The organism is Treponema bryantii (assembly GCF_900111035.1).
GTDB lineage: Bacteria > Spirochaetota > Spirochaetia > Treponematales > Treponemataceae > Treponema_D > Treponema_D bryantii_C.
This window is the reverse complement of sequence record NZ_FOFU01000007.1, coordinates 1-12,522: the sequence shown is the minus strand read 5'-3', so window position 1 is coordinate 12,522 and position 12,522 is coordinate 1. Positions and strand designations below refer to the sequence as shown.

7 protein-coding genes are annotated in these 12,522 nt (G+C 27.3%); all 7 read right to left on the bottom strand.

What is annotated here, in order from left to right:
• Positions 1 to 62: 62 nt before the first annotated feature.
• Positions 63 to 1,394, bottom strand: coding sequence for an MATE family efflux transporter (locus tag BMY21_RS11350; RefSeq protein ID WP_074644287.1), 1,332 nt, complete (start codon positions 1,392 to 1,394; stop codon positions 63 to 65).
• An 11-nt stretch (positions 1,395 to 1,405) separates the two neighbouring features.
• A complete protein-coding gene (locus tag BMY21_RS11345) occupies positions 1,406 to 4,990 on the bottom strand; it encodes an SDR family NAD(P)-dependent oxidoreductase (RefSeq protein WP_074644285.1) in 3,585 nt (1,194 codons plus the stop codon).
• 78 nt (positions 4,991 to 5,068) lie between these two features.
• Positions 5,069 to 6,037, bottom strand: a complete 969-nt coding sequence (locus BMY21_RS11340; protein WP_074644282.1) for a BtrH N-terminal domain-containing protein — start codon at positions 6,035 to 6,037, stop codon at positions 5,069 to 5,071.
• A gap of 36 nt (positions 6,038 to 6,073) precedes the next feature.
• On the bottom strand, positions 6,074 to 7,219 hold the full coding sequence (locus BMY21_RS11335; RefSeq protein ID WP_177177754.1) for an HlyD family secretion protein: 1,146 nt from the start codon (positions 7,217 to 7,219) through the stop codon (positions 6,074 to 6,076).
• Positions 7,212 to 9,347, bottom strand: a complete 2,136-nt coding sequence (locus tag BMY21_RS11330) for a peptidase domain-containing ABC transporter (RefSeq protein WP_074644277.1) — start codon at positions 9,345 to 9,347, stop codon at positions 7,212 to 7,214. Before BMY21_RS11330 ends, BMY21_RS11335 begins: the two co-directional genes overlap by 8 nt.
• 10 nt (positions 9,348 to 9,357) lie before the next feature.
• Positions 9,358 to 10,776 (bottom strand): S41 family peptidase, encoded by a 1,419-nt coding sequence (locus BMY21_RS11325; RefSeq protein WP_074644275.1) that lies wholly within the window; start codon positions 10,774 to 10,776, stop codon positions 9,358 to 9,360.
• A gap of 352 nt (positions 10,777 to 11,128) precedes the next feature.
• Positions 11,129 to 12,427 (bottom strand): radical SAM/SPASM domain-containing protein, encoded by a 1,299-nt coding sequence (locus BMY21_RS11320; protein ID WP_074644273.1) that lies wholly within the window; start codon positions 12,425 to 12,427, stop codon positions 11,129 to 11,131.
• Between the last annotated feature and the right edge of the window lie 95 nt (positions 12,428 to 12,522).

Sequence of the window (12,522 nt, the reverse complement as noted above, 5' to 3'; positions counted from 1 at the left end):
GTAAATAATTAAATAGAAATATAACCTGAAATTATGATTATATTTCTATTTAATCTAGCAGCTTATTTATTTTGAAAATCTTTTTTTTTGAATATTATAACTTTGCTGATATAGGTATAAACCAACCCAACAAACCAACCTATTACAACAGTCCACATCAGTCCTTTATAACCAAACCAATCTCTAAAGAAATATGATAATGGGATTCTAACAACCAAAAAGGAAATAATAGTACAGATAAGTGGAACAATTGTTTTTCCTAAGCCATTTAAGAAACCATGATAAACTACCATAATTCCATACAAGAATAAAAATGGACTTGTTATTACCAGGTAATCAATCACTATTTTCTTAGTATTTATATCTGTAGTAAATATGCCTGAAATATAACCAGAACAAATAATGACACCCACGCCCTCAATTATAGAAAGCACAAATACTGTAAGTAATACCTTTTTTAATCCTTCTTTTATTCTATCATATTTTTCTGCACCATAATTTTGTGCAGTAAAAGTAGTTAATCCACTTGAAAGATTCAAAAATAGCATAGAAATAAATGGTTCAAGTCTTCCTATAATTGTAAAGGCCCCCATAACAGTAACCCCTAATGGAAGAATAATTTTAACTAATAAAATTACACCAATTGAAAGGAATATATACTGTATAGCTAATGGGATTCCATACAAGACTGCACGCTTTAAATAACTTAAAGAGAATTTGACGCTAATAATATGCTTAAATTTTATTTTATAGATATAAAATACTGCTGGCAAAATCAATACAAGAGAAGCTAACTGTGCAATCAAAGTTGCATAAGCAGCTCCTTTTATACCCCATTTCAGTCTTCCTACAAAAATATAATCTAATACAATATTAATCAAACTTCCTGAAATTGACATAATCAATGGTGTCTTAGTATCTCCAAAAGCTCGTAAAATTGCACCTAATGATAATTGAACAAAACAGAAAATCATCCCTTGCATCAATATATTTAAATATATAATTCCATTTTCAGAAATATCTGGTGATAAATGCATAAATGAGACAATACCATCTGTAATGATATTCTTTAGGAAAAATAATATTAAATAGAACACAATTGTTACAATGAATAAAGTATAAATTGTTTTGGAATATTCCTCTGATTTTCCTTCACCCTTTTGATATGCCAATAAAATGGAAAATCCAATAGAAACTCCAAGAAATATTGAAGTTATTAATCCATATATTGGCTGAACAGCACCAATCGATGCGAGTGCAGCAGTATCAATGAATCGTCCAACAAAAATACTATCAACCAAAGTGTACAATTGTTGTAAAAACTCACCAATAAAAATTGGTATTGTAAATAATACAATAGATTTTAAAATTTTATTATTAGTTAGATCTATCATTACTATTTTCCTTATTTTTTTAATCCACCAATATATTTTGCCAATGAATTAATAGTAGAATGCAGCATAAATGAAGATAAGCTGACTTCTTCACCTAAATAAATTGACAGATCTGATACTATTGAAAGTGCAGAAATAGAATCTCCTCCACACTCCAAAAAATCATCATTAGCATCGAATTCAGAAAAACCAAGACAATTAGACCAACATCTGGCTACAAGTATAACTAATTCTTTAAATTCATCATTTCCACTTGTAACATCAACCTGAATAGCATCAATTTTTTTCTTGTGTTCTAAATATTTTTTGGCAGACACATCTTCTTTTGTATGCAACATAGTTGTAATCTTTTCTTCAATATTATCAGACAGATTAATCTGGAAATCACGTAAAAATTGAATGATATCACTTTCATAATATATTCTACCGCCAAAAATTCTTGGCTTATTAGATCTTAAAATATCATCAATTACCTGAATACCTTCCGAATTAGTAATAGCTTTGAATGTAGTATCAAAATTTGTATTATAATCAACAGCCATTCCAACTTCTTTCCAAGCTACCCAATCACATGTAACTTTTCTCAAATTTTTCTCACTATCATTAATTGCGATAGTATCCAAATAATAATTACCAGCTGCATAATCAGATTGTCCAGCTGATGGGAAAGTTGTTGCTACTGAAGAAAAATATAAATAGAAATCAACTTCTGCAGGTGGAACAAGTTTCTCCAATATATAACTTCCTAACATTTTTGGACGAATGACAGAATCAAATTCATTTAATGATTTATTCTGAATAATACTTTTTCCAGGAACACCAGCAGCATGAACAACACCATTGATTTTACCAACTTCGTTATTTACTTTACTAATAATAGCTTTAACTTGTTCTTCTTCAGAAATATCACAATTATATAGATATAATTTTACTCCTGTATTTTTTAAATCTAAGAGTTGTTGTATTTTTACAGCAACTTTTGGATTTTCAGGGTTTTTAACATAATCCTGCCAAGTTGAAATATCCGGAAGTTTTGTTCTATTAACTAATACAAGAGATATATTATTATTGATTGAAGCAAAATGTTTACAAACTTCTAGACCGATTCCTCCAGTACCACCTGTAATCAAATATACACCATTATTCTTGATATATTCTTTACTTTCATTCGCATTATTTTTGAATGTATATTCCTTAAATTCTTCATGATATAGAGTATTATTTCTAATACAATATAACCCTTCTCTGTCTGAGAAAATTTCAGCTAAAACAGAATCAGAATTATAACTACCAGAAAGATCAATCATTTTTGTTTTCAAGGAAGGATATTCTCTTTGAATAACTTTCAGGAAACCAGCAAGAGAAGCGTTTTCTGGGACCTCAGGAATATCTGAATCTTTAACTTTTATTGAATTTTCAGTTAAAACTGAGAGACTTAGATTTAATCCAGTTAAAATAATTTCTTTAGATAATAAGAAAAGTGTATATAAGTTCTTTCTGATACGCTTTTTAAATTCATCATAAGAAACTGCTTTTGTTTTCTCATCAGCCAATGCAAAGATAATGTTTTCAATAGAATTATCTTTTACAAATTCTACAAGTTGCTTAACTATTTCAATTTGTGACTCTTCATCTTTTAATAAATCACTTACATTAATATCATAAATTGAAATATTATTTAATTTATCTTTTGCAAATGATAATTCATTTTCTGAATCTTTTATGATTACAGCTTTATTCTTTGAATAGTTAGGATCTGAATATTCACATGGAACAAAAACAATTTCATTAGTTAATGTTGAATTTGTAAATGAATATGTATTTTTTAAACAAGTAATTTGATAATCCTTTGGAAATTCAATCCAATTTTCTTTTTCTTCAAATTCATAATTTGGTAATGTTATCTTTCTTGCATTTTTTGAATAATTTAAATCATCCAATTTTAAGATATTTTTTTCTATCCATGTATTGAGAATTGCATCATTACATTCATTTAGAGATTTTTTTATTAATTTAGAATTTGTTATATATGTATATTCATTCTCATAAGAAGATTCATTTAAAATATCTGAAAGAATACTTTCTAATTCAGAAAGAGAAGAAATTTTCAATCCAAATTTGATATCATAATATCCTCTTGAATAGTTAGTTGAATAACAAAAATCTCTTAAATTCAAATCCTTGTTATCCAAAATAAAGTTTCTATAACTTTGTATTAATTTTACTAATGAAGTATCTGTTTTAGAACTTATTGTAAAATAGTAATTACTATCATCGCTAGTATTAGTGTCTTCAAAATCATAATTTTCCAATACTATATGACAGTTTGTACCACCTAAACCAAAAGCACTTATTCCAAGATGAAACTTATCTTCTTGTATAGGAATATTTTCTGTAGGAATAATCACAGGACTGTCTGGAATATTTAATATTGGATTTGGTTGTTCAAAATTCGCAATTGGAGGAATCATTCTATTCTTAGCGATCAAAGCAGATTTGATGATTGCCATAATACCAGATCCTTCATATAAGTGACCAATATTTGTTTTAATTGTTCCAACATAGCATTTATAATCTTCATAATCTTTAAATGCTTGTCTTAAACCTTCAACTTCTATCGGATCTCCAATTCTTGTTGCTGTACCATGAGCTTCAATATATTTAACACTTCTTGGATCTATTTCTGCATTTTTCCATGCTTGATTAAGAAGAATTGCCTGCGATTTTGATTCAGGAGTAGTAATACTATCTTTATGTCCATCGTGATTTACTGCACTACCTTTTATAACAGCATAAATATTATCTCCATCTCTGACAGCTTCATCCAATCGTTTTAAAATAATTGCTCCAGAACCTTCTCCATATCCTGTACCATTTGCATTTACATCGAATGTTCTTGTAAATCCATCTGGAGATTCAATTCCAATACTTGAAGTTTGTGAATTCAGTGGAGTATATACAATTCTTGAACCTGCCACAATTGCCATAGAACATTCTCCTGCAAGAATTGCATTTTTCGCATTATGAACTGCAACCAAACTAGAAGAACATGCACAATCAAGTACTGTACTTGGACCATGTAAATTAAAAATATATGATAATCTGTTTGCAAACATTGATGGAATTACACCAGTCAATGAAACCTGAGACAAACTGTAGTCAACTCGATATAAGTAGTCAGAGTACATATTACCAGGGTTAGCAGCAAATCCGATAAAAACTCCAGTATCAGTATTTTCTATTTTATCATTTACATAACCACTATCTTCTAGAGCCATATATACAGTTTTTAACAGAAGTCTTTGCTGAGGATCTGTAACAGACGCAATTTTTGGTGAGAAACTGAAAAAATCAGAATCAAATTTTTTAACATTGTCAAAATAACATCCATCATAAAACTCAATAGTATCAGAGTCAGGTTCATGTATTCCAATTTGTTTCAGATACTTAAAATAAGATTCATAATCTTTAATACGTCCATCAGGAAACTTTCTTACTAAAGTTTCTTTGTTTTTCAACAGAGTCCATAAATCTTTCAAGTTTGAAATTCCAGGCAGATTTACTGACATACCAATAATTGCGATATCGTTAGACATAAGCAATAACTCCTTTTTTTTTATTTTTTTTTTATTTTTTTTTTATTTTTTAGTTATTCCAGAAATATAATTATTTTTTTATTCATTTACATATGTTTTGATTTTTAAAAGAATATCTTCATATTTAATTGCCAAATCAGAAATTAACTCTGCAATTTGTTTTGTATTTTTAATTTTGGTTTGAAAATTATTTGATGCAATTAAAGTAATAATATCATTCCAATTTTTGACTATTTTTTTTAATTCATCTTTAATTAAAATTAGTGTTTTACTTTTTTCTATAGAATTATGATAATCTATAATTTCATAAAATAATCCGGTTCTTAAAACACAATCGCTTAAATTCTTAAAAATTGCATTCTGATCAAATACAGATTCTGTAAATTCTTTTTCAACTGAAAAATCCGTTAGTATAGCCCTACTAAAAAATTCCAAATCTAAATAATTACTAGATGGAGTTTTATATTTATTAACATAATTATCTATTAGCAATTGTTTAAAATTTATTTCACTAAAATCAGCTTTCTTCTCATTGAAATACATATAAAAAGTTGAAGCTTCCTTCAAACTTTCAATACTCATAATTTTATTTTTTTTATTAAAATAAGGATCTACGACATTTACATTGTTTTCATCGATTCCTGTAATAAGAACAACATGATTATTATGTACCCGATTATTAAATGGATCCCAAGGTAAATAAAAAGAATCAAATTGTACAATTGCCGGGAAATTTATTGCAAGACAGTTATTTATATAAACAAGTTCTTCTTCAAAACTCTTAAAATAACTATACTGTAAATCATACCCATAAAGTAATTTTAAGTTTTCAAGAACTCTATTAGGATTTTGTTTAATTGATTTACCTATTAATCCACTTTTATTATATTCTTCATAATTAAATGAAAATCCAAATTCATTTATATATATATTATCTGCTCTAATATTTAAATAAGCAGCTATAGTTTTTAATACATCATACAGACAAGATTCTCTACGTCCTGCTATTCTATTAATTTGTTTAATTTCAATTTCCAAATTTTTCATAATTCATCTATCCTTTTCTATTTTTTTAATTTTCATCTAACGCTTCATAAACAATTCATTGTAGAAATATAAGTATAAAGGCTCTGTACGTGTGATTATTTTTACATTAGTAATCATACCCGGCAGTATTGGAATTTCATTTTTCGTACGACGTGAAATAATGTTGTTATCAATAAGAGTTGTTTCAACTGCAAAATAAGATGAACCGTCTTCTAAAGTAATAGTATCTTTTGGTATAAAACTGATGTATCCATTCACAGATGAATATTCAGAATAAGGATATTTTGGAAAACTTATTCGCACATTCATGTTTTCTTTAAGTTCTGCAATATCACTTGGATTTATATTTATAATCATTTTAAGCTTATCACTTTCATAAGGAACAATTTTTAAGATTTCTTGTCCTGCTGTAATATATTCTCCTTCTGTTATAACTTTACTTTGATAAACAAAACCATCTGCTGGACTTTTTATAAAACAATTGTCTAATGAAGAATTAATTTTATTCAGATTCATTTTTATTTCATCAATAGAAGTTTTTCCTGCAGCGATTCTTTCGGTTACTTCAAGTTTTTTTTCGATTAAATAGTTTTCATAAGCAATTTTGGCCTCAATCATAGCCAATTCTTTTTGTTTTAATTCATCAGAACTTACAGAAAGGGGGGAAAGAGCTTTACTGATTTCATAATTATTTTTATTTTGTTCATATTGTAATTTTAATTTTTGAAGTGTATTTTTTACAACCATTATTGAATTCGTTGTTATAAATGGTTCAGTACCATTCTCAATAAATTCCAAAATACTTTGAGAATCTTTTAAATCATTTTCAGTATTTACCAGTTTTTGTGAATAAACATCGAATTCTGTTTGAGAGGTATTGTTTTCAAAAATATAAAGTATATCTCCTTTATGAACATAATCACCATCCTGAAAACACTTTTTAGTAATAAAACCATTCATTGGAGATATACTTTTAGAAATATCAACTGAAGGACGAATAACTCCAGTAGATTTAACAACAACATTATATTTGGCAAAAAATAAATATATAAAAGCACAGAAGAAGATAGTTATAATAGTCCAATTACTGTATTTTACTATATTTGGAAGTGTCATTTCCAAAAATATTCGGGTTCTCTTAAAATCTTTTAATTCACTATAATAAATATTCTCTTTAGCCATGCTTATACCATAAATCATAATAAAGTCCTTTTTCTTTCAAAAGACTTTCATGACTTCCCTGTTCAATAAATTTACCTTTATTCATTACATAAATAATTTCACTATCTTTAATTGTAGTTAGACGATGAGCAATAGTGATAGTAATAATATCTTCACTAATATCTGAAATTACTTTCTGAAATTTTTCCTCTGAAATAGTATCTAAAGCACTTGTTGCTTCATCTAAAAGTAGGACTTGAGGGGTTGATAGCAAAGCTCTAGCCAAGGCTATTCGTTGACGTTCTCCTCCGCTTAATGATGCTCCACGTTCTGAAATAATGTTATAGTATTGACCTGGTAATTCCTCGATAAACTCATCTGCCTGGGCCATTTTACAAGCTCTTTTTACATCATCTAGAGTATATTCGTTTCTGCCCATTACTATATTTTCAAAAATTGTTCCTGAAAATAAAAATACTTCTTGAGGGACATAACCTATGTTTTTTCGTATATCATATAACTCATATTCATTTATATTTTTTCCATTTATCAGAATCTCTCCAGACTCAATAGGGTAAAATTTCAACAGTAATTTAATTAGAGTTGATTTTCCAGAACCTGAAGCTCCAGCTATTCCTATTTTTTTATGTGTACCGATTGTGAAATTCAAATCTTCAAATAGTAATTTTCTAACACCATACTTAAAATTTACATTATGAAATTCAAGTTCGTTGATTAACCCTAATTTATTCTCACAAGTATCACTTTTTTGTATTTCCCTTTTCTTATCAAGAATTTCTCCGATTCGGGATGCAGCAACCAAAGCCTCTTGAATTTTGGTTTGTAAACCAAAAAATCGTCCTATTGGTCCTGTAAAATATACAACTAATGCATTAAAACTAATAAGTTGTCCTAAAGATAACTTATCTCTTAATATTAAATATCCACCTATCCAAAAAATTAAATTTCCACTAACTCCTGAAAACACATCAATAAATAAATCTTTAATATTATCTATATTCCAGATCTTGTTTTTTAATGTTAATTCATTACAAAATTTCTCTTCAAATTTTTCTACTGCATATTCTTCAGCATTAATACTTTTTACAACATTTATTCCACTAAGAATTTCTACAAGATAAGAGTTTCTTTGTGCAGCTTGTTCCATCTGTTCTCTATAGGTTTTATTGAAAACTTTATTAGTTATATAAACAACTATTGATATTAAAGGAACAGTACATAATACTATTAAAAAAAGTTTAAATTGTTTAAGAGCAAGATACATCCCCACAAATAACATAATAAACAAATCTAAAATGGAATTTATAGCTATATCACTTAAGGTTGATCGAACCTTTTCACTATCTTCAAATCTACTTAAAATTTCACCAGTTTTTCTTGTTTCAAAAAAACGTAACGGAAGATGTAAAATATGTTTTATATAAGTCATACTCATTGCTATACTTGTTTTTGAAAAAAATATTTTAAAAAACTGAGAGCGAATAGTATTTAAAAAGGAAGTGAACAAAGTGAGAACTACCAATGCAAAACTAAAAATATGAAGATTAAGTTCAGCTGAAGTTCCAACAATATCATCAATAAAAAATTGAAAATATGTACCGCTTATAATTCCTATAATTGATAACAATAGCGATACACCTATCATCTGCATTATTATATTTATATGAGGTGTAAAAAGTGGTATAAATTTTTTTAAACTGTTACGATGCTTAGTTTGAACAAAGTTTGGAGTTGGATTTGCAATAATAAAATATCCAGTCCATTTTTTTAGAAATTTTTCCTTAGATATTGTATATTTTCCATATCCAGGATCATAAATAAGAATTTTATCTCCTTTTATTTTTTTTACGACTACAAAATGTTTATAACCTTCGTCTAAATTTATCAAAGCTATATAAGGAACAGGAAATTCTTTTACCAGAACTCTTTCATCTCCTTTTACTGCTTTTGCTGCAAAACCAACTTTATCGAATCCATATACAATACCTTCTAAGGTTGTGCCATTTACATTAGTTCCAGCAAGTTCACGAATTTTTTCAATAGAGACATAACTTTTGTATTCACTTAAAATCATTGCGATACAAGCTGCACCACAATCGGATTCATCAAATTGTTTAATTACTTTCATAACTTATTTACTAATTCAAAATTGCTAGTTTTTTTACCATCTCTTTGTCATTGGTCAGAAATTTAATTGTATCTTCAAAACTTCCGCTGACAACATAATCTGGCATAATGCCTCTTCCTTCTTCAAAAACATCATTATAAAAATATTGAGTTTGACAAACTTTCAATATTATTCCGCTATTTTTTAGTCCATATGTGAAAACATTTCCGAATAAAAGCGATCCAGATGTATTTGTTCCAACTGTATAAACTTTATTAAATAACTCTTTTGAAACCATGATTATATCTTCTGAACAGGAAGCGGATTTTTTACTTGTAAGAAAAATAAGATTACCTTTGAATTTTGTTTTCTTTTCGATTTTAACAGTAGAGTTTTCTTTATAAGTAATACCAGAGGAATTCAACACTTTAAGAAGTTCATCAGCAAATAACTTTTCCCCAATGCTCATATAATAATCGTAGTAAGGCTTAATTAATTGTTTTATAAGCGGTGAACTAATATTTTTTGTTTTTATATTATTTCCTAAATAATCATTATAAATAGTACGAATTGATTCATCGTCTTCACCGGAATACAAATCATATAAAAAATCATAAAAATATAAATTCTCCCCACCGGGATTCTGTCTTAAATCAATAATCAGATTTTTTTTATTCCAATATTTTTTACCCAGTTTCTTGAAAACTTCAAAATGTTCTTCATGTGTATCAAAAATCGGTATGTTTATATACACACTATTTTTTGTTTCAATAACAGTAAACTCATTTGAACTAAGTGTTTTAGGAAAATAAGTACATGTTAATCTGATTTTTTCACCATTTACCGATACTGGAAGAAACTTTGTATAATCACGTTCTCCATTTGATGCAAGAACTCCTAATCTAAAAACTTCTTTTCCGTTATGAATAGTTTTAAACAGGTTTTCTTCAGATATATCTATTTCTATTCCAGGAGAAATTTGTCCTGATTCTACAACCTTATATCTAGATGATGATTTCATAACATAGGTATCAGATAAATAGATAACTTTTTTAACATAAAACTTATAACTATTATCTCCACTTCTCATGTAAAAATGGCCATCATTTATATACGGTTTTAGACTGTTGAATATATACTCAGATAATTTTTCAAGTTTTATAGTTTTTTCATTTGAGAATAAAGATTCTGAGTTTTTAATAAAAGCTTCTTTATCAAATCCTCTTTTTTCCATTTCATCGAAGCCAATATATGAGGATTCCAGCAAATAAACAATATCTTTTAGATTTTCCACACATTCGTTTAATGTAAAATCCTTTTTTAAATCAACTCTTTCAGGTTCTTCATACCATTGATACCCAACAATATGATCAGATCTGTCTTCCATTGCAAAAAGATTTAATCCTAATAAACCTAGAATTAAAATTAGCTCAATTTTTTTATATTTCATAATATCCCTAATTTTTTAAATAGCCACAGTATACATGGAATATCACATATACTGCAGCTATTTTTATACATTAAAACTATCTAATAAGTATTAGTAACCAGTATTATTAGTTTTAACATTGCATGTACAGTCCGTTCGTACATTACAAGAGCATGTAGTGCGGAAACAAATATTAATATCACCTCCTACTTGCTCAAGTTCGTTTTCTGATAATCCATCTGTAATCCCAAATGTTGAGAACAGATTCCGCTCTTCAATTAATTCGTATTTCATGTTTTTCTCCATTTTGATAAATACTGCGCAGTTTTTTATCAGTTTTTTTATTTTATAATCTATAGATTATATTTACTTTTTAATAAACAAAGTCTTTCTTTTTACTGTTCTCATAATGTTTTTCAAGATATTCATTGATATTGTCCTTTATAACTGGACAATGCTCTTTTTTATTTAATGCTTTGAAAGGACACCCACCCTGACAACTATAAAGCATAAAACAATTTTTGCATTTATCATTAAATATTGCTAATGTCTTAATAATATAATCACTTTCTACGCTAACATTGCTAAATTTTTTATCTTTTAAGCTATAAACAGCTTTATTAATATCCCCAACATCATCCCAGCATTTATACATATATCCGTCAGGATCTATTACATAATTATCTAATAATTGAGCAGCACAAAAAAAACACCCATGATTTTTTGGATAATATTCTTTATAATCAATTGAATATTTTTCTTTTAATCTGTCAATAAATTCCTTTTCTTCCTTATTTCCAAAAACAGCATCTGAAATATCAGAACAAGAATTTGAAGTTGTAACAAAGGCAAAGTAGACATCATAAAAATCATAAAATTTCGATTTTATTAAATTCAAAACTTTTGAATAATCATTTTCATTGTCTTTATCAATATTAACTCTAATAGATACATAAGGTTTATAATCTGTTCTTTTTGAATACATATAAAGCAACTCAAGATTATCAAAAATACGACTAAAAGAATCCGGATTTGTTACATGAGGTCTCCGTTTATTATGTGTATCTTTATCACCATCAAGAGTTATTTGAATGCCAGAAATATTGTATTCATGTAACATTTCTATATTTTCTTTCGTTAATAAATATCCATTTGTTACTATAGTCTGAGTATTTTTAATATTATTTTCTTTTAATTTTTTATTCATATATTTAATAATATTAATATTGAGTAGAGGTTCTCCTCCATACCATTCAATGGAAACACTTTCTTTCTTACTCATAAGAATAAATTCAATTATCTTATCTGCCAGTTCCTCTGTCATTATTACGTCTTTATAATTTTCTTTTTCATAACAATAGGAACATCTGAAATTACAAGCTAAAGTCGTTGCAAGTGTCAGCCTTAATTCTTTATTATAAGCCTGCATCTTTCCCCAGTTTAACAGAGACATTCTATCCATTTCATCATCAGTATAACGGGACAGAACACCAGTTTTTTGAAATTTTTGTAATATATCATCATCTAATTCTGCTTCATTTTTAAGATAAAGATCTATTCTTTCTTTCAATTCTTCTGACAAATGAAAAAAGCTATTGCTTAAACCAGCATATAAAAGCCATCCGTATTTTTCACTATTAAACATATAATTTCTTTTTGACCAATTTAACATTTTTCTATTTCTCCAAATACACTTCAAATATTTTATCTTCTTTAGTATTAAAAATTACTTCATTATTTTCTAATGCATAAATTTTCGTATTATGA

What these genes read in the sequence shown, in the direction of transcription:
- BMY21_RS11350 (WP_074644287.1), bottom strand. Translation starts at nt 1,394, where the DNA reads ATGATAGATCTAACTAATAATAAAATTTTAAAATCTATTGTATTATTT.
- BMY21_RS11345 (WP_074644285.1), bottom strand. Translation starts at nt 4,990, where the DNA reads ATGTCTAACGATATCGCAATTATTGGTATGTCAGTAAATCTGCCTGGA.
- BMY21_RS11340 (WP_074644282.1), bottom strand. Translation starts at nt 6,037, where the DNA reads ATGAAAAATTTGGAAATTGAAATTAAACAAATTAATAGAATAGCAGGA.
- BMY21_RS11335 (WP_177177754.1), bottom strand. Translation starts at nt 7,219, where the DNA reads ATGGCTAAAGAGAATATTTATTATAGTGAATTAAAAGATTTTAAGAGA.
- BMY21_RS11330 (WP_074644277.1), bottom strand. Translation starts at nt 9,347, where the DNA reads ATGAAAGTAATTAAACAATTTGATGAATCCGATTGTGGTGCAGCTTGT.
- BMY21_RS11325 (WP_074644275.1), bottom strand. Translation starts at nt 10,776, where the DNA reads ATGAAATATAAAAAAATTGAGCTAATTTTAATTCTAGGTTTATTAGGA.
- BMY21_RS11320 (WP_074644273.1), bottom strand. Translation starts at nt 12,427, where the DNA reads ATGTTAAATTGGTCAAAAAGAAATTATATGTTTAATAGTGAAAAATAC.